Here is an 18603-nt window from a genome sequence, read left to right on the forward strand (position 1 = left end):
TTAAATAATTTTAAGTGTTCAGGATACAATACGACCTACGCGAGTACGATCTACATCTTTTACTCGCTGAGAAATTTGATGTGATATGGCTTGTACTTGACCAAGCTCTAGCGCGCCAGCAAACAGATTAGGTAGTTGCTGCGATAACTGCGTTGAATTCATTATGTAGGGAAAAACCATTCTTTGTTTTAACTCTACATACCAACCCGGAATCACGAGAACACCCCCAACTGGTACATTAAAGCCAGTCGCTTCCGTCAACCATTTTTGTATACATTTTACATTACGCTGGGTTTGTAAAATTGGCTCACGCTCTACATGTCTAGGAAAATGCAGCGCATCGCCTTCTACTCTCACCTTGAACTGTTTGCTGCCATTCTGAAGCGGCTTTGATCGGCCTTTAGTCTCAATTACAAAAACACCTTTCGGGCTGACTACCAAGTGATCGATATTGAATCCTTCAAAAGGGATATCGTGAAAAACACGATAAGGACGATCTGCTGGTCTAACTATCAGTTCAAGCTCTTGCCCTACTGCCATCTCACATGCATAACCTAAATGCAGATAGTTCAGCTGTTTCGTTTTCTTAATTATTTTACGAATGTAATAAGCAACACAGAGTGTGATTAAAAGAATCACTAGCCCCCAGCTTATCGAAGCAACCTGTTTATCAAATATATTTTTTTGAATAAAAATAAGCAGAGGGACAATAGCTGTTAATACAGGAATCATCAGAAGACACTCCATCAGTTCCCAGTGCATGTCGCCAATCTTTTTTTGTAACGAAAATCCAGGAGAACGTAGAAGATCTGTAGTTAACGGGCTGACTCGACTAAGTGCTTCCTTTTTTTATGTATACCAATATACCTAGAATTAGAAATGTGGGAACGAATAGCAGAGCAAGAACTATTCCGAAAAAGTAAGCTGGTGACAACCAATCCATGTTACACCTTATCCATATTTAATATTTATGATAATTAACAATACTTACTTTAACAAACTTTCATATATGTACCAAGATTAAGATTTTTTCATAAAATATCTAGCTATAAATTTCGACTCAGAAACTCCATTAATTCAACATTAAAAATTCAGCATTCAACATTGCTCTTACATCGTGCATTAAGGTATCAGCACTTCTGTATCAGGCAGTAGCGCTTGTAGCTTTTTCTGTAATACGGCTTTGGCTTGTGCTTCGCCGTGTACCAATCTTATTTGCTTAGGATGAGGCGTAATTGTGGTGGCAAATGCGATCAGAGCCGCCTGCCCTGCATGGGCTGAATAACCGCTGACTTGGTGCACCTTGGCGCGGATGGTAAAACGCTGGCCATCTAGCTCTACCCAAGGTTCAGCCGACGCTTGAGTTGGAATTTTGGCTTGAGCTTCATCAGCTAAGGCCGGAGTAAAGGGCGGGCCGTAGTCCAGTATCGCTCGCCCGGGTGTGCCTTCTGCTTGATAGCCCACAAACAACACATCGTTGCGGGCATCTTGCAGCAAGGCCTTTAAGTAGTTCACCACTCGCCCGCCGGTACACATGCCGGAGCCGGCCAGTACGATATAGGGCTTATGATTGCGCGCCAAAAATTGCACCGCAAGCAGGTGATCTTGATGGCTGTCGATCACCGTCATTTGCTCAAACGCCAACGGATGACGCCCTTCGCGCAGCCGCGCTTGGGCTTCAAGGTTCCAGAATGGCTTTAGCTTGCGATACAGCTCGGTAAAGTTAGCCGCCAGCGGCGAGTCCACCACGATTTCTAGTTCATGCCAGGGTAAGCCAGAGGACACATTATGGTGACCGAACTCACTAATAATGCCTTCTATTTCATACAAGAGATCTTGGGTGCGCCCTAAGCTAAATGCGGGGATCAAAAGCGTGCCGCCATCGGCCAGCGCATGCTCTATGGCCGCTTTTAAGCGCAGTCGTCTATCTAAGTGGTTATCGTGATCTTTATCGCCATAGGTGCTTTCGAGTACTAATACTTCAGCGCGTGCTGGCGGAAGTGGCGGCATGAGTAATGGCGAATGAGGTGCGCCTAAATCGCCACTGAACACTATACACTGGCTGGGCGTTGCGCATTCAACAAAGGCCGAACCTAAAATATGGCCGGCCCTTTGTAAGCGAATATTCAGCTCTATGCCTGCTATTGGCTGCCATTCGTCATAAGGCAGCGGCTTTAGTTGTGATTCCAGCTTCGCCAACACTCTGGCGATCAGCGCTTTATTTTTGGTAAAACCAATTTTTAGCGCGTCTTCTAACATGGCCGGCAACAATAAGGCCGATGGTGCTGAGCAGTAAATGGGGCCGCTAAAGCCTGCTGCCAGTAAATAGGGAATGCGCCCGATATGGTCGATGTGTACATGGGTCACGATTAAGGCGCGAATGTGGTCGATGGTAAATTCTATCTGTAAGTCGTCGCGCCGATCACGGCCTTGAAACAGGCCGCAATCTATTAATACGCCAGCCTCACCCACCTGCAATTCGTGGCAGGAACCGGTAACGCCCGCTACGCCACCGTGATGCAAAATCTTGATTTGCTGTTGCTCCATGAATGCACTCTCCTTATTGCACAAGCATGTGCTGATAATTAGCTCAATTGAATCCAATATAGTTAACAAAGTAGGAAAATGTTAATGGAGTAGCGGCGTTTAGTGCTGCGCGCTAGGTTTTATACAATTCTAAGTACGTATGTGACCTGACAAGTATTAAAGCGCTAAGCGCCGAACTAATATATAAACACCGCCCTTGGTTTAGCTTGGTGCTAGGCCAGGGTGAGATCTCACACATTTTGCAAGGTTTAATTGTATGGTTTTCATACGAATATAGAAGCTAATGATCCTTCTTTAATCATGGGTTAGTATGCTGGTCGGGTGAATATCACCCAAAATATTATATTTGGTTGAAATATGAACAAAGTTAAATCCCGCCCTGGGTGCTAGGCGCCTGTCTCTTAGTCACATCTTTTTCTTGCCTTATAAGCAAACGTGAAGTGGACAGACTTTCTACTGTAAATAGGTATATCTCCCTTGTAGGTGGCAACTTGTTCGCCACGGTTTTGGATGTTGTTTAAACCATCCGCTGACGCGGACCGCCGAAGTCCTCTTTACCAAAGAGACGGGCGGCTATAAGCTCTGCTTCTACACATCCAACAGCGTGTGAAACGTACAACCCGACTGTTCAGGGTACATTATTAAAATCGACAGAAACTTGTGACTACCTGATTACCCACAAAGCTCAGCCATGTTTCAGAGAACTCAGCACCAATGAATTCAATAGGTTACAGGTAGGCACCGCCCCTTCGGTGAAGAATATGAGGCTCAGTTTGGTATTTCGACCTTGTAGGGGCCCGTCTCTTCGGCGAAGAGGACTTCGGCCCGGTTTGGTGTTTGGGTTTAAATCTAAACCTCAGTAACAGCCAGCAGAACTGGCCTGCCGAAGTCCTCTTTATTAAAGAGACGGGGCAGCTACAAAGAACAAACCGAAACAGGGTGCGTTATGGCTGAGGTTCATACGTAATCAGGTGTGAATAAGAGACAGGCTAGGCGCTTGGTGCTGCTTTAAATTTTCAGATCTGATCACTATTTTTCCGTGTATCTCGTCAGCAAATAGTCGTGAGTTCCGTGGCGAAAATGCCTTGCTCTGTTAGTTTTCCAGATTGGTATTATCTTCTTTTCGCTCTGGCTTGGCGTAGCGCTTTGCGCTCTTGTTTGTTGGGCAGGTGCTCGCGTTTATCAAGTTCGGTTTTTAGCTCGCGGTAGGCGCTTTGCCAAACGGTGGTGTCTTTAAAGCGGATGGGCGTGAACAGCGAGGCTTTATCTGCAATGGTGAGCGTGGAGGTTTCTGGGCACTTTAATAGTGCTTGGCGCCGGCTCATTAAAGTGCCGGTGTGCATCGCCTGCAGTTCGGCGAGGGTTTTCGGCTCGATAGTTTTAGCTTCGATACTTTTAGCTTCGATACTTTTAGCTTCAGTCGGTTTAATTGCAGGTGCTATGCCTTTAGCGTGGTTTACATCAGACATTGAGCTTAGGCTCTCCTGTTAAGTTAAATAGTGAGATTACGCGCCTTTTAGTGCTGCGATATCGCTAATCAATTTAGCGTTATTAGCAATATCAAATTTGGCTTGGTAAGCATTGATGTAGTTAACTATGTCTGCTCGGCCCATTACCGGTACGTTGGAGTCATTATCGATTTCTGCATCTACATCTTGATGGCTAAATAAGACCACGCCTTGGATCCAGGCGCGCGAGCCTTTGGCTTTTAAGTCTTTTGAAAGCAGCCAGACTAGGCGTTTAACTTGGGAGATGGGATTGCGCATGGTTTTTCCATATACGCTGCCGCCACGACTCGTCTTCTCTATTCGCCATTCTCGGTCTGTATCTGCCCCTCTAATGCTGCCACTGTTGTGTTTCACTTCAATCACAAACACCGCATTGGGCCCCGCCACTATGACGTCTGCTTCGTTAAAGCCGGTGCGCGATTTAGCATTGGGAAGATCAACTTGGTTATACACAGTAAAGGTGTCTGGCAGTGCACTGAGCAGGTCTATTACTAAGTCTTCACCCTCGGCACCGGCTAACAAAATGGGATGGCTTTTTTGCGACCACCAAGCAACGGCCGTAAGCAACAGCACTATAGGGGTGGCAGGCAGATAAATCGCCGATACCACAAACGCAATGCCCAGCCCAACCAGGGCCACGAGCGTGCGATTGGTATTTTTATACCCATGGGCATTCAGGGTTAATTTGTTTGCGGTAACGTAATCGAAATTAGCCAATACCTTAATCCTTGAATGATAATTTTTTGACGCTCAATAATAGCAATTTAAGCCGATGAGTAACATGCGCTTTGTTTGCTGGGTTAATCATCCTTTACTTGGCGCAATTGAACAATTAATACCGCACTTTATCTTGAGACATGATCTTAAAAAATGATCTTAAAGATCGGTACAAAATGGCCGCGCATAAAAAAGCCGCCCAGATATTGGGCGGCTTAAAGCGTACGACTGCATTTATGTGATACGCCGGTTAGTTGCTAGCGCTCGTCGCCAACTCAGCTCTATTGGCATCGCGCTTGAGCTTAAAGGGCGCCACGATTAACGCGAAGACTAAGAATAAGCCTAAGTACCCAATTAACGGATAGAAGAAGGCGACCAACTTGGTAAAGCCGGCAAAGCTGGCGATAAAGCCAATCAGCAAGGTGGCGATACTAAAGCGGTTGGCGGCTGGGGTACGCATCTCTACAAAGCGGGCCACAAAGGCATAGAACATGCCGGCACCTGTACTGAAGATCATGCCAAACAGCACAAATGACATGCCGGTGGCCAACCAAGGCGAAATGCCATCGATAATTTTTAATAACGGCAACGCATAACCGCCGATGTTGTCGATTTGCGAGAACATGGCCAGGTGGCTGATCATAATCAACACGCCCACCCCTAAGCCACCCAGCAAACCGCCCCACTTGGCGATGTTTTCATTTTTCTCGGCGCCACCCATCACCAATGACATGGCCGCACCCACGGCAATGTTAAATGACACATAGTTAACGGCTGAGATCAGCCAATGCGGCAAGGTAGACTCCATGCTTTCGGCTATGGGAGCTAATTCGGCAAAGGTGCGATCCATAGTAAATACGCTGTAACCACAAATTAAGACCAGCGCCAGCACTAAAAATGGCGTTATGCTGCCAATCAGTGCCACTACTCTTTGTACTTTGAGCATTAAGGTGGCGCCCATTAATAGGGTCATGACCACGCTGCCGATGTAAGCTGGAATGCCAAATTGCTGATTAAGCGTAGAGCCGGCGCCCGCTATCATGACCACGCCCACGCCAAACAGGGTAAAGATAAGGATGTAGTCGACGATAACGCCTAAGTGGCGGCCGCTGATCTGATAAATAACAGTTTTATGAGAATGAGCCTGAGTGCGACTGCCCAGCGTGGTGAGCATCATGCCTAAATAGGCAAACAAGGCGGTGGCGACCACGGCGGCGGCGGTGCCCATATAACCAAAGCTGGTAAAGTATTGCAGTACTTCTTGGCCTGAGGCAAAACCGGCGCCCACTATTACACCAATGAAAGCACTGGCCATTCGGCAAATTTTCCACATCATCGTCTAATAATCCCCTAGAGAGCTAGTCAGCTAAACGCAGATAGCGTGTTTAGACCAAAGATACTGTTGCAGCATCCATAATGCGCAAGACCTTAACAGAATGTTAAGCAAATACACATAAGACTTTAGTGGATTGTGATCACGTGCACTGGTCGCGCTTAGCATACACACTGCATATCAGCTGAAAAATCAAGGCGGTGGCTCAAGCCCAGCTTGAATAAGAGTATAAGGCCTGTAGCTGGGCACATGCTGCCAACGCAGCCACACAGCATCATCGATAGTGACGCCCACCGACCGCTCACCGGCTTCACCTGTATATAAGCTGCGATAAAAACGGCCGTCGCCTTGATGAAACCAACGCCGATAATGACGATAAAATCCGGCGAGAAACTGGTGATACGAGTCGGTAGGTGCGGTTATCCACGGGTTTTCAGCGGGCTGTATGGCGTCCAACACTAGGCCCGCAGCACTGGCTTTTTGCTGCATCCACGCCAGTGCTAAATCCGCTAAAGGATCATTAATATATCCGCCGCCCACATTGGCATGAGCCCCAATAAACCACCGTTGCTCCACTATTTTTTGTGCGGGCTTTTTTTGGCCGTTGGGGCTGGTCCAAGGCACTGTGTTGTACACGGCTCTGTGCTCGTCTAGGGCGATGGCTTGGTATGCCCGCTCCACTATTTTTGACAGCCGAGTGTCATGCCAAGCATAAGTACCGCGCTCCGAGAGCAAGGTGCCCGGTATACCCAAGGCGCCGACGGTGTCCCACACGCCCAGCAGGTGTATCTTAATTTCTTGACTGTATTGGCGCCTAAATTGTTGGCATTGCTCGCCATCGGGCGCGGCGCTTTTATTCCGATATAAGCGCTCAGCCTCAGCCAGTTGGATGGGCGTGACTATGTGCAGCAAACCGCATTTTCGGATCATACCCACCATGCTACGCGCGGTATAAGCGCCACGGCTAAATCCAAACACCCACACTTCATCACCAGGACGATAATGGCGCGCCAGCCAATCGTAACCTTGCAGTAGGTTTTTGCTCAAGCCCACACCAAATAATCCGCCCATTAGCCGAGTCGCACCCGTGGTGCCCACTCCTGGGCTGTAAAAAAATCGCTGGCGTTGCGGGCCCGCAAACGGCGCTATGCTGCGCGCCAGCTTGATAACGTTGGTGTTGTGCTGTGGGTCGTTCCAAGTGCCATCAAACAGCAGCACTAATCGCTGTGGCTGATAAGACATAGGCAAGCTCTCCATTTATATGCTTACACTGAGCCTATGTCAGTTGGCAAGAAATGCCGTGTTTAGGGCTGGGAGCTATAAAAGACCGTCACTTGGAGCCGGCAACTGTTGTGAAACGTCGTGTTTTGTAGCCCGCCGTCTCTTTGGTAAAGAGGACTTCGCGGGGCCAGCGCAGCTGGATAGTATTAAAGATTTACGCCTGCGGCATAATGCGAGAACGAGTGTTCGCCTACAAAACCAAAACCGAGATCCTGATTTTCATCAGGAAGACGGCTAAAACAACACACCGCACTTTGCCGTCATACTGGGCTTGCCCCAGTATCTAGTTTTGATTATTAAGCCTTAAACCAAGATCCTGACGTGCGTCAGGATGACGGCAGAAACATAAACTCGTTTTTGTAGCCCCAGCTTTGAGCTGCGGGTTCTGAGAAGTAGGGCTGTTTTAAAACATAAAACCGTGGCGAAGTCCTCTTTATTAAAGAGACGGCCACACTACAGAAATAATCGTGTTTTGTAGCTGCCCGTCTCTTTGATAAAGAGGACTTCGGCAGGCCAGCGTAGCTGGATATAAAGTATTGAAGTTCACAGTGTATCTACAGATGAACAACACCAAAGTTAATTTAGAGGCTTTTTAAACGATGCAATGTGTGACGAGTCAGGAACAATTAGCTACTTTGTTGGCCGAGCATTCAGCAGTGCTAGTGCTGTATGGCGGGAAGGCTTGCGGTGTGTGTCAGACGCTAAAGCCTCAACTGCAACGGTTGCTGGCCGAGCAGTTTCCGCTTATGCAGGCCTGCTATGTCGACTGCCAAACCACGGGCAGCGCTTTGTGCGCTCAGCAAGGTATTATGGCGTTGCCAGTGGTGCAGATTTGGTTTGAAGGCCGTCGATTTACCGAGTTTTTTAAAGTGTTTGCGGTGGCCGATATTAGCGCCGCTCTCGCCCGCCCTTATCAGCTCATGTTTAGCGCCGATTGAGGCACTTGCTAATAATTCGTCAGGCCAGCGTAGCTGGATGGGTATGTTTAAAACCTAAAAACTAGATCCTGATGGTCATCAGGATGACGGCATAAGTGCGAGATCCTGATTTTCATCAGGAAGACGGCTGAAACATAAACTCGTCTTTGTAGCCCGCAACTTGTTCGCGGGGCCAGCGAAGCTGGATGGATTTAAAGATTTACACCTGCGGCGTAATGCGAGAACACCTCTAATCGTAAACAAGTCGCCTACAAAAACCATATGTCTTGGGTAGAGGCTAATTTATTCGGCCGGTTATGTTCGTATCAACTCAGAGATCCTGACCTACGTCAGGAAGACAGTGCCGCTGCGCGCCACCGGCCAGCTAAAGCGGCCTCTACACAAACCTAAAAAAAAATCCTGAATCGAGTTCAGGAAGGCAGAAAAAACGCCGAACTTGCGGGTTCGGCGTTTTGGTTTAGCTCGGTGCTTGGCGCCGGACTGTCATGCCGGGCTTGACCCGGTATCGGCGCTGTTTTTACAAATCAATCTAGCGTTTGTACACCGCCGCCGTTCACAAACAGCACTTGGCCACTTACCCATTTAGAGATGGGGGCAGCAAAGTACAGCACGGCACCGGCGATATCTTCTGGCTCCCCTAAACGCTTAATGGGCGTATGCGAGAGCATGGTGGCTTCAATTTCTGGCGTAAGTACGGACGCCAGCGCATCAGTTCTTACCGCACCTGGGCCTACGGCATTCACGCGAATACCGGCAGGGCCGTAGTCGAATGCAAGGTTAGCGGTCATGTGGTTAATGGCCGCTTTAGACGAGGCATAAGCACTAATAGCCGGGCTTTTATTAATGGAGCTCATGGATGACATATTAATGATGGAGCCATAACCGGCGTTTTCCATGTGCGGTGCGCACAACTGAGCGAGTCGCCAGTTGCTAAATACGTTCAGCTGAAAGGTATGGGCAAACTGCTCAACGGTTAACGTGGCTGGGCTTTCACGACCGGCACCGCCGCCGCCTACGTTGTTCACCAAAATATTAATCTGGCCAAACTCGGCCAAGGTGGCATCAACTAAGCCGGTTAAATCTTCGTCTTTGGTCACGTCACAGGCTACGGCTTTGGCCTTGCCACCGTCTTTACGAATTAACTCGGCGGTGGCCTCAGCGGCGTCTAAGTTAAAGTCGGCAACCACTATGCTGGCACCGTGGGCGGCCAGCATCTGACTGCAACCTTTACCAATGCCCTTGGCACCACCGGTGATAATGGCCACTTTACCCTTTAGATCAAACAAGCTTGCTGTGTTCATAATTTTTCCCTTTTGGGGTCATAAAAAAACAAGGCCTTCTTGCAACGGATTTCTAGCCCTTAGTCATCAAGTAGTCGGCCACTGCTTGGTAGGCGGGTAATGAGGTGCCGTCGTTGGCGCCATTGCCGGCTACCGGATGAGACGCAAAGCGAACCAGTACCATCTCTGCGGCGGGGTCTATGTATATCGTTTGGCCATGAACGCCACGGGCGGCAAAGGCCCCGTTTTTATTGTGCGTCACCCACCACATATCTCGATAGGACCAGCCTTCAAGTTGGCGATAATTAGCCTTGGCAAAGGCGTCTGGATCACCGCCTTGTTGAATATCTTTAATGGCGGCGGCGGGTATAATTTGCTCGCCCTGCCACTGGCCTTGGTTACGAATAAGCTCCCCAAAGCGCGCCATATCACGCAGGCCCGCGCTTAAACCACCACCGGCGAACGGAATACCCAGCTCATCCACCTGATAATAGGCGTCTTGCTCCATGCCAAGGCGCAGCCAGATTTTTTCCGATAACAGCTCCGCCACCGACTTATCCGTGACCCGTGAAATAACCCAGCCCAGCGCATCGCTGTTAATGGTTTTATAGTCAAAAGCGTCGCCGTGCTCGCCCTGCTTTTTCACCTGCATCAAGTATTCAAAGTAGCCAACTGGGCCTGTGTAGCCTTCGGGTTTAGGCAGTGGATTACCGGCTGCGGAATAAGCCCAAATTTCGGCATTGGGATCTGCATAGTCTTCGCTGTATTGCAGGCCTGTGGTCATGTCCATCACTTGGCGCACGGTGGCATCACCAAAGGCGGAGTCTTTTAGCTCAGGTACGTATTCGGCGACTTTTTTGTTCGGATCCAGCACACCTTCGGCGACCAAAATGGCCGCTAAAGTGCCAGTAAAAGATTTAGTGACCGACATGGCCGCATGCTTTTTGTTTTCCGCTAATGCGCCAAAGTAGCGCTCATAGACCACTTCGCCCTTATGCAGAATCAGCATGCCGTCGGTGTAATTGTGGCCTAGCGAGTCAGCAAAGCTCATGGACTGCTTGCTGTCCCAAGGGGTAAATTTCAGATTATCGATGGCCGCGTCTAACTTTTTGGAGACAGGCAGTGACAATGGCGCACCTATGCCCCGCGAGACTTCAACGGTGGGCATAAATTGGCGCATGTGGCTTACGCTATAGCGCAGTGCTGGAAAGGTAAAAAAAGAGCCATCGGCCGCTTTTACGCGCTTATCCATCAAGGGTGGAAAACCCTGCATCCAGCCCATTTTGTTAGGGTCGCTGTCTTGGGCGGACAATAAGGCGGGCGTGGCAATCACGGGGGCGGTGGCAATGGCGTGCGCACCCGTACTTAGCACTAACGCGGGCAATAATGCTAAGCCAAGACGACGTTTAGCGCCGCGGGTTGAACTGTTCTTAACTGATGTTTGACTGGGCTTTAATTCGCTCATTAGCGCTCCTGCTGAGGGCTTAATCCGTGGTTAAAGGTAGCACCACCTCTTGGATGGCACTGGAGTCAGCTTACCTTAAGGTAGTGCCAACATAAAAATAAGCTCGCCCATTTTGAGTAAGCTAGAGGTGGGTAAGTTCAAGTGGGTCAGTTGGAGGTGAGTACCTCAGGGTTAGATTCATCACTCTATGATAAAAGTAGCGGCTTATTAATCGTCTTGTTTACACTCTTATTAACAAGCATGCAGTTGCTAACCTTGCTGCGTAATTAACAGTTATAGATTTTATGGTGTGTTTTCAAACACCTTAACATAGAGCTTTTTATCTGCTTCGTTTAGCTCAACGCTATAGTTAATGGCCGTATTCAGGGTGTCGTTAAGGTTTTCATCTTTAATGGTCACGGCTAAGTCTGCGCTGCACACTAACGCACCGGTTTCGCTGTTCGTCTCTTGGGTATCGATACCCGTTAATTCGTAAGTAAACTCTACGCTGTCGTCTGCGCCAGTCTGCATTAACAAGGCGGAATTGACCGACTCTTTAACTAATTTTATGGTTGCGGGGGCATCACACGCCACCTCAGTGGCGGGCTCTGAACAACCGCTCAGTGCCAGCAATACGCCTAAGCCTGATAACAGTAATCGATTCTTCATATCTATCTCTGCTTCTATTGTTGATGTAAAGAGCCACGTGCCATTTTTATGTAAAAAAATCAGGATGTTATTAGACTCATTCTGCGACTATGTCACCGCTAAATCAATGTTAAAAATCGCGCTCTGCACCGCCGTTTAAGGCAGTTCATCACATGAGTTAATACCAACCCACCATGAGCGTAAATACTCTGTTGGACGCCAAGATTTCGCGTTAGCTTTACGCCGCTCCGCGCTCTGTTGTTATGCGCCCTTATTCTGTCTTTGCGAGCGTAGCGCGGCAATCCATGCTACAACGGCGCGGTACATAACTCTGGATTGCCGCGTCGTTACACTCCTCGCAAGGACAAAGGGATGGGGCTCTGGCCTTTTTTATGACGTCATCCTGACGCACGTCAGGATCTCGTTTTGGTTTTAGTACCAAGTGCGAGATACCGGATCTCGTCCGGCATGACGGCCAAGAAACTGGTGTGTTATGCCCTTATGCCGTCTTTGCGAGCGTAGCGCGGCAATCCACGCTACAACGGCGCGGTACATAACTCTGGATTGCCGCGTCGTTGCACTCCTCGCAAGGACAGAATGTTGTCTTTGCGAGCGTAGCGGCAATCCATGCTACAGCGGCGCGGTACATAACTCTGGATTGCCGCGTAGTTGCACTCCTCGCAAGGACAGAGTGTTGTTTTTGCGAGCGTAGCGCGGCAATCCACGCTACAACGGCGCGGTACATAACCATGGATTGCCGCGTCGTTGCACTCCTCGCAAGGACAGAGTGTGGTCTTTGCGAGCGTAGCGGCAATCCACGCTACAACGGCGCGGTACATAAACATGGATTGCCGCGTCGTTGCACTCCTCGCAAGGACAGAGTGTTGTCTTTGCCAGATTGATCTTAGATATAAAACTCAGCGCGCCTTAAGAAAAAAGACCCAGCATTAAGCTGGGTCTGAGTCTTTTAACTTTAAGTTTGATTTTAATCGGAAATAAGCATTAAGCGGCGTTGATCACCCCTTGCGCCAACCAACCGGTGTAAGCCAGATAAATGGCCAATAAGAGCGCGCCTTCATAGCGATTAATGCGCCCTGGCCGGCCTTTAAAGCCATAGCCCAATACAAACAACGACAAGGTCAGGCCTATCATCACCATAAAGTCACGGCTGATCACTTCACTGGCCACTGACATTGGGCTGATCACCCCCGCCAAGCCCACTACCGCTAAGGTGTTAAATAAGTTAGAGCCAATCACGTTACCGATGGCTAAGTCATGCTGATTTTTTCTAATCGCCACAATCGAGGAGGCTAACTCCGGCAGCGAGGTGCCGATGGCCACTATAGTGAGGCCGATGATTAAATCACTGACGCCAAATGCTTGGGCAATGTCTACTGCGCCCCACACCAACAACCGAGAGCTTGCCACCAGCAGTAACAAGCCCACGACCAACCAAAACAACGCCGTTTTAGCGCTCATGGTGTTCTCTTCCAGCGCCTCTGCTTCATCGCCAGACAAACTGTCGGCGGGCTTTTTCATGCCCTGTTTAATGCTCCAGCCCATAAACAGCACAAACACCACCAGCAAGATAATGGCATCGGTACGTGTGAGCATGCCGTTCCACACCAGTGCCAACGACAGCAAGGTGATAAGTAATAAAACGGGCAGCTCTTTGCGCAGTACTTGGGAGTGCACCATGATGGGGCTTATCAGCGCCGTAATGCCCAAAATCAAGCCAATGTTGGCAATATTGGAGCCATAGGCATTACCCAAGGCTAAACCTGGATTACCTTGCACAGCGGCAATAATCGACACCACGATTTCTGGCGCTGAGGTGCCAAAACCCACGATCACCATACCAATCAATAACGGCGGCATGCCTGCATAACGGGCCGTGGCCGAGGCTCCGTCCACAAAGCGGTCGGCACTCCACACCAAAATAGCCAATCCCACTACGATGGCGGCAATAGACATCAGCATGATAACGCTCCTTGGTCGCTAGATTTTTGCCCGGCGCTTTCCCCTGCACTGTTCAGCGCACTTTCCCGCGCGTCTTTACAGATAAAAGCATCGGCATGGCGTATTAGGCCAGTATCGGATTTACAGAAAGTAATGGCAGTTTGCATAAAGACTCGTTGAGGGCGGGATTATAGATACCAGAGCCAAACTTAGTTCCCGCCCAGAGAATAAGTTTAACTCAGGTCTCACCAATTAAAGAGTCAATTGACCCTAAACACCATCACCATAAGCTTGTGGCTTAGAGATTGTTGACGATGGTTTCGGCAGGCGCCGAACGGTTACTCCCCCAAGAGGCGCACATTGTGCCAGCTTGTTTGATTTTTTAAAAGTGCGCTACCTTGCTCCCACACCCATCAACCAGACACTAACGAACCCAAAATGGCTTATATTTTTATTACTTTTCAGCCATTAACCCCATTCATTGATCCACATCAGCTTTTATTGTTGGTGAATTTTGCATACTTACATCTAGGATGCTCATTTATAAAAGTAATGAAAAAAGCCGCTCGAATAAAAAGCTAACCACACAGCAGGGAGCACACTATGAAATTAAAAAAACTCGTCGCCGCCATCGGCATGACCTTTGCGTTAACCGCACACGCCAGCGACCTGCCGGTGATTGATGCTGTTCTTACTGCACCGCCTATGGTGCCGCCACCGATCACTCGAGATCACGCCGCCAAAGTGGTGGTGAAAATGGAAACCGTCGAAAAGGTCATGGAAATCGCCGATGGCGTGGAGTACATGTTTTGGACTTTTGGTGGCTCTGTGCCCGGTCAGTTTTTACGTATTCGTGAAGGCGATGAAGTGGAGTTTCATCTTTCTAACCATCCCAGTTCAAAAATGCCCCACAACATCGACTTGCACGCGGTGAATGGCCCAGGTGGCGGCGCGGCTGCCTCGTTTACGGCACCCGGCCATACCTCGGTATTTAACTTTAAAGCGCTGCATCCGGGCTTATATGTATACCACTGTGCCACCGCACCCGTGGGCATGCACATCGCTAACGGCATGTACGGCTTGGTATTGGTGGAGCCCAAAGAAGGCCTGCCAAAAGTGGATAAAGAATACTATGTCATGCAGGGCGACTTTTATACCCAAGGTGCTTATGGCGAGCAGGGTTTTCAGTCGTTCGATATGGATAAAGCCATTAAAGAAGACGCCGACTATGTGCTGTTTAACGGTGCGGTAGGCGCACTGACCGGTGATAAGTCGTTGACCGCAAATGTCGGCGAAACCGTGCGTTTGTTCGTGGGCAATGGCGGACCTAACTTGGCCTCAAGTTTCCATGTGATTGGCGAGATTTTCGATAGAGTCACCGTCGAAGGCGGCACGCTGGAAAACCATAACGTGCAAACCTCTTTAATCCCGGCGGGTGGCGCTTTAATGGCCGAGTTTAAGGTGGATGTGCCGGGCAACTTTATTATGGTTGACCACTCCATATTTCGTGCCTTTAACAAGGGCGCACTGGGCATGATCAACGTGGATGGCCCCGAAGATAAAGTTATTTACTCAGGTAAAGTGGCAGAAAACGTGTACTTGCCAGAAGGCTCAGCAGTACAGAGCATTCCGAATGATCGTCCTAAGTTAGTGGCCACCAGCAAAGACGACCAAATGCTGTTTGGTAAGCGTGTGTATGAGGCTAACTGTCAGGCGTGTCACCAGGCTGAGGGTAATGGTATTCCGGGGGCTTTTCCGCCCTTGGCCAAGTCTGACTTCTTAAATGCCGATACCACTCGTGCTATTGATGTGGTGATCCACGGCTTAAAAGGCCCGATCAAGGTAAATGGCGCCACTTATGACAGCATAATGCCGGCCATGAGCTTGTCCGATGAAGATACCGCTAACGTCTTGACCTATGTACTGAATAGCTGGGACAACAATGGCAAAGTCATTACCCCGAAAGACGTAGAACAGCGCCGTAAAGACGGCAAGGCCATCATTATGGAAGGGAGCGCGCACTAATGAGCGCGGCACTGCTGCTGGGCTTGGCCGCCTTGCACACCGCCGCCCCTATTCTTGCGGCTACCCACTTGCAGGTCGCCAATCAATCTGTTGAGCAAATGGTCGAACTTCCTAGCGGGGAGGTTCGACCGCTTTATTTAACCAAAGACAGTCCACTCACGCCGGTTGCAGCATTTTTACTGGATAGACTGCCGGTGACTAACGCTGAATTTGCGGATTTTGTGCAACAGACCCCCGCTTGGCAAGCCGGCCAAGCACCCGCTTTATTTGTGGAGCCCCAATATTTAAGCCATTGGCCCAATACTGAGCCCAACGCGATTCAGGCCAAGCAACCCGTCACCCATGTCTCTTGGTATGCGGCTAACGCCTATTGCCAAGCCCAAGGCAAACGCTTGCCGAGTGTATCTGAATGGGAATATGTGGCACAGGCCTCAGAACTGAGCGCGAATGGCAGCAAAGAAGCCGGCTATACCCAACGCATTTTGGCTTGGTATGCCAAACCCGCCACCGCCGAATTAGCAAATGTAGGAGAAAGCCCGGCCAATTACTGGCAAGTGCAAGATCTGCATGGTCTGGTGTGGGAATGGGCCCAAGATTTTAACACCGCCTTGGTGACTGGCGAGTCACGGGGCGACAGCAGCCTAGACCAAGGTTTATTTTGCGGCTCGGCGGCCTCAGGCTCAGCGGATCCCTCGGATTACGCGGCTTTTATGCGTTATGGTTTTCGCTCTAGTTTGAAAGCCGCCTACACCTTAAGAAATCTAGGTTTTAGATGTGCGCAAGATGTAGCGCCAACCGAGCGCCAAGGAGATACCCTATGAAAACATTGCTGATGTTGATGTTGTTAGCTGTGTTTAATGTGCAGGCCGCCCTGCCCGGCGACTCGGTTTATCAGTTGAACAGTCAATGGCAAGACAGCCACAATCAAGCGCTAAAAATGGTAGACTTAGTCGGTAAAAAGCAGATTATTGCGCTGGTTTATACAGACTGCATTACCGCCTGCCCTATTATTGTGTCGGACATGAAAGCCATTCAAGACGCGCTCACCACCGAACAGCAAGCCAAGATGGGTTTTGTGTTGGTGTCGTTAACACCGGCCCGCGACACGCCTAAGGTGATGCGTCATTTCGCTAAAAAACGCGAATTAGACCAGCACTGGCGCTTACTCAGCAGCAAGGATGAAGACGTCCGCATTTTGGCCATGGCCTTAAATATTCAATATATGGGCTTACCCGATGGCGAGGTCGCTCATTCTAACGCCATAACCGTGCTCGACGAACAAGGCCGCCTGCAACTACAACAAGTAGGCATGCCGGGCGGACCCGAGGCACTGATCAAGAAGGTGTTTAACTAACGGGTTGTGAGGTGTGAGGTTGTGGAATTGTTGCTACGCAATCTCGCAGCTGAAGCAGCGACTACAAAAACACCGCCCTTGCAGAAGCCGCTTGAGCCGGCTGGTGGCGCGTAGCGGCACTTTTGATTAAACCGAGATCCTGACGTGCGTCAGGATGACGGCCGTAAACAAAAAAGCTCCCTTATTTCGCTTGGCGCTTGGCGCTTGGCGCTCAATATTATTCCTGCTCTAACTCTTGAATGCGCGCTTGCAGCTTGGCGATATTGGCCTGTAGCTCGGCGACTTTTTCATGCAATGCCTGATTGTCTTCGCTGTTACCGGTGTCTGCGTAATGCTCATAGTCTGCATCACAAAATAAATGACCGTAGCGGGCATCGCGCTTGCTCGGTAGCTTGGCCAGTTTAATTACGTATGGGCCTTTGCTGACCAAGCTCTGCAAACTTTCTTCTACGCTCGGCACATCACTAAATTGATGTAAGCGCGCAGTACGAGTGCGTAATTCACCGGGCGTTTGCGGCCCGCGTACTAACAGCTCGCAAATAATGGCCAGCTCTGGTTCATTAAATTGCAGATCGCCAAATTCAGTATTACAAAAGCGATGCTGATATTTAGCGGTACGGGCATTAAAATCGGCACAGTTATTCACTAAGTGGCGTGCCGCTAGCGAATCCAGTGCCACTTGCAGCTCGGCTTCGGTGATGTTCATCACCGGCTGGCGATTACTTTTTTGATTGCAGGCATTAAGCAGTGATTTTAGGGTAAGCGGATACACTTCGGGCGTAGAAACCTGTTTTTCGATCAGGCAACCGATAACCCGTTGTTCCAGAAGAGAAAGCATTTCCATAAACAGACTCCTTTGTTTTATGCCAGCCTAACGGACAACCCCCAAAACACCTAACCTTATGCCGCTATCGGCGGCACCTCCAGCGGTAGCAGCCCATGAGCGGCACGCGCCCGATTGCAGGCGCCCTCCTCATCAAAGGCCTCAAATTCGCGACAGGGGCTGGGTCTGTTGGGATAGATGCTGCAAGACACACAACCCCCTACCTCTCCTTCCAGCGCGATACAACGAGGCTGCGCCTGATTAGTGCCCTGCATCGCCATGCGGGACAGGTTTATCGGCTCGGCCAGAGATTCTGGCACCAGAAAATCACCGTGGATCTCGCCCCAGTAAAATGAAACACGAAAATAGGCGCAGCAAGCACCACAGGTCAAACAGGGATTACCACTACTCACAACGTCTTACCTCCAGGCAAAACTAAAACAGTGACTAAAAACAGAATATAGGGATGACGGAGCCAAGTCCGCAGGATCGGGTAGTCGCGATAAGGTGGGGCGTGTCAGACGAGTGTCTGTTACACGGCTGGTCGATGTGTGCTCCTCAAAAGAGTGACCTAAGTTTTGGTGATAAACGGCACGTATTAATAAATCTAAAATGCCTGACACGCAAGCGTTCAAAGCGCTGGCGATAAAACAAAATCTACTGACTCGTACCCAAGCTTGGTATCCCCTAGGCCAACAGCAGAGATCAGGCACTGTGCGGAACCCTCGGGGCCCTGTGCTTTTTCT

16 protein-coding genes are annotated in these 18603 nt (G+C 49.5%); 4 read left to right on the forward strand and 12 right to left on the reverse strand.

The window, feature by feature from the left end:
• Positions 1-18 precede the first annotated feature (18 nt).
• From R0134_RS10540 to R0134_RS10565, 6 genes are all read right to left on the reverse strand, one after another.
• Positions 19-762: a nuclease-related domain-containing protein gene (locus R0134_RS10540; protein ID WP_319781869.1), complete on the reverse strand. Its 744-nt coding sequence runs from the start codon at positions 760-762 to the stop codon at positions 19-21.
• A 360-nt stretch (positions 763-1122) separates the two neighbouring features.
• On the reverse strand, positions 1123-2547 hold the full coding sequence (locus tag R0134_RS10545; protein WP_319781870.1) for an MBL fold metallo-hydrolase: 1425 nt from the start codon (positions 2545-2547) through the stop codon (positions 1123-1125).
• A gap of 1112 nt (positions 2548-3659) precedes the next feature.
• Positions 3660-4016, reverse strand: a complete 357-nt coding sequence (locus R0134_RS10550; protein ID WP_319781871.1) for a hypothetical protein — start codon at positions 4014-4016, stop codon at positions 3660-3662.
• A 36-nt stretch (positions 4017-4052) separates the two neighbouring features.
• On the reverse strand, positions 4053-4772 hold the full coding sequence (locus R0134_RS10555; RefSeq protein ID WP_319781872.1) for a nuclease-related domain-containing protein: 720 nt from the start codon (positions 4770-4772) through the stop codon (positions 4053-4055).
• Positions 4773-5022: 250 nt separating this feature from the next.
• A complete protein-coding gene (locus R0134_RS10560; protein WP_319781873.1) occupies positions 5023-6108 on the reverse strand; it encodes a hypothetical protein in 1086 nt (361 codons plus the stop codon).
• A gap of 189 nt (positions 6109-6297) precedes the next feature.
• Positions 6298-7347 (reverse strand): DUF2235 domain-containing protein, encoded by a 1050-nt coding sequence (locus R0134_RS10565; protein WP_319781875.1) that lies wholly within the window; start codon positions 7345-7347, stop codon positions 6298-6300.
• Between the two features lie 647 nt (positions 7348-7994).
• Here R0134_RS10565 and R0134_RS10570 point away from each other — a divergent pair.
• Positions 7995-8324 (forward strand): thioredoxin domain-containing protein, encoded by a 330-nt coding sequence (locus R0134_RS10570; RefSeq protein WP_319781876.1) that lies wholly within the window; start codon positions 7995-7997, stop codon positions 8322-8324.
• 524 nt (positions 8325-8848) lie between these two features.
• Here R0134_RS10570 and R0134_RS10575 read toward each other — a convergent pair.
• From R0134_RS10575 to R0134_RS10590, 4 genes are all read right to left on the reverse strand, one after another.
• Positions 8849-9625, reverse strand: coding sequence for a glucose 1-dehydrogenase (locus tag R0134_RS10575; protein WP_319781877.1), 777 nt, complete (start codon positions 9623-9625; stop codon positions 8849-8851).
• A gap of 52 nt (positions 9626-9677) precedes the next feature.
• A complete protein-coding gene (locus R0134_RS10580; protein WP_319781878.1) occupies positions 9678-11069 on the reverse strand; it encodes a serine hydrolase in 1392 nt (463 codons plus the stop codon).
• Between the two features lie 282 nt (positions 11070-11351).
• Entirely contained in the window at positions 11352-11717 is a 366-nt protein-coding gene (locus tag R0134_RS10585) for a hypothetical protein (RefSeq protein WP_319781879.1), read from the reverse strand.
• Positions 11718-12698: 981 nt separating this feature from the next.
• Positions 12699-13676: a calcium/sodium antiporter gene (locus R0134_RS10590; RefSeq protein ID WP_319781880.1), complete on the reverse strand. Its 978-nt coding sequence runs from the start codon at positions 13674-13676 to the stop codon at positions 12699-12701.
• 582 nt (positions 13677-14258) lie between these two features.
• On the opposite strand from R0134_RS10590, the gene nirK reads away from it, so the two are divergent.
• Genes nirK through R0134_RS10605 form a run of 3 tightly spaced genes read left to right on the forward strand, consistent with a single transcriptional unit; the run spans position 14259 to position 17034 of the window.
• Positions 14259-15680 carry a copper-containing nitrite reductase gene (nirK, locus tag R0134_RS10595; RefSeq protein ID WP_319781881.1) on the forward strand — a complete coding sequence of 474 codons (1422 nt, stop codon included), beginning with the start codon at positions 14259-14261 and terminating at the stop codon, positions 15678-15680.
• Positions 15680-16501, forward strand: coding sequence for a formylglycine-generating enzyme family protein (locus R0134_RS10600; RefSeq protein ID WP_319781882.1), 822 nt, complete (start codon positions 15680-15682; stop codon positions 16499-16501). The genes nirK and R0134_RS10600 overlap by 1 nt, the downstream gene beginning before the upstream one ends.
• Complete coding sequence (locus R0134_RS10605; protein WP_319781883.1) at positions 16498-17034, forward strand: SCO family protein; 537 nt, start codon at positions 16498-16500, stop codon at positions 17032-17034. The genes R0134_RS10600 and R0134_RS10605 overlap by 4 nt, the downstream gene beginning before the upstream one ends.
• A 217-nt stretch (positions 17035-17251) precedes the next feature.
• Here R0134_RS10605 and R0134_RS10610 read toward each other — a convergent pair whose 3' ends face one another.
• Both R0134_RS10610 and R0134_RS10615 read right to left on the reverse strand, forming a co-directional pair.
• Positions 17252-17878 (reverse strand): YceH family protein, encoded by a 627-nt coding sequence (locus tag R0134_RS10610; protein ID WP_319781884.1) that lies wholly within the window; start codon positions 17876-17878, stop codon positions 17252-17254.
• Positions 17879-17934: 56 nt separating this feature from the next.
• Positions 17935-18270, reverse strand: a complete 336-nt coding sequence (locus tag R0134_RS10615) for a YkgJ family cysteine cluster protein (protein ID WP_319781885.1) — start codon at positions 18268-18270, stop codon at positions 17935-17937.
• Between the last annotated feature and the right edge of the window lie 333 nt (positions 18271-18603).

It is taken from the genome of Oceanisphaera sp. IT1-181 (assembly GCF_033807535.1).
GTDB lineage: Bacteria > Pseudomonadota > Gammaproteobacteria > Enterobacterales > Aeromonadaceae > Oceanimonas.

Excerpts from the sequence above, each read along its gene's own strand:
- R0134_RS10590 (WP_319781880.1), bottom strand. The coding sequence starts at position 13,676 with ATGCTGATGTCTATTGCCGCCATCGTAGTGGGATTGGCTATTTTGGTG.
- R0134_RS10605 (WP_319781883.1), top strand. The coding sequence starts at position 16,498 with ATGAAAACATTGCTGATGTTGATGTTGTTAGCTGTGTTTAATGTGCAG.
- R0134_RS10540 (WP_319781869.1), bottom strand. The coding sequence starts at position 762 with ATGCACTGGGAACTGATGGAGTGTCTTCTGATGATTCCTGTATTAACA.
- R0134_RS10575 (WP_319781877.1), bottom strand. The coding sequence starts at position 9,625 with ATGAACACAGCAAGCTTGTTTGATCTAAAGGGTAAAGTGGCCATTATC.
- R0134_RS10545 (WP_319781870.1), bottom strand. The coding sequence starts at position 2,547 with ATGGAGCAACAGCAAATCAAGATTTTGCATCACGGTGGCGTAGCGGGC.
- R0134_RS10580 (WP_319781878.1), bottom strand. The coding sequence starts at position 11,069 with ATGAGCGAATTAAAGCCCAGTCAAACATCAGTTAAGAACAGTTCAACC.
- R0134_RS10565 (WP_319781875.1), bottom strand. The coding sequence starts at position 7,347 with ATGTCTTATCAGCCACAGCGATTAGTGCTGCTGTTTGATGGCACTTGG.
- R0134_RS10610 (WP_319781884.1), bottom strand. The coding sequence starts at position 17,878 with ATGGAAATGCTTTCTCTTCTGGAACAACGGGTTATCGGTTGCCTGATC.
- R0134_RS10560 (WP_319781873.1), bottom strand. The coding sequence starts at position 6,108 with ATGATGTGGAAAATTTGCCGAATGGCCAGTGCTTTCATTGGTGTAATA.
- nirK (WP_319781881.1), top strand. The coding sequence starts at position 14,259 with ATGAAATTAAAAAAACTCGTCGCCGCCATCGGCATGACCTTTGCGTTA.
- R0134_RS10600 (WP_319781882.1), top strand. The coding sequence starts at position 15,680 with ATGAGCGCGGCACTGCTGCTGGGCTTGGCCGCCTTGCACACCGCCGCC.
- R0134_RS10585 (WP_319781879.1), bottom strand. The coding sequence starts at position 11,717 with ATGAAGAATCGATTACTGTTATCAGGCTTAGGCGTATTGCTGGCACTG.
- R0134_RS10550 (WP_319781871.1), bottom strand. The coding sequence starts at position 4,016 with ATGTCTGATGTAAACCACGCTAAAGGCATAGCACCTGCAATTAAACCG.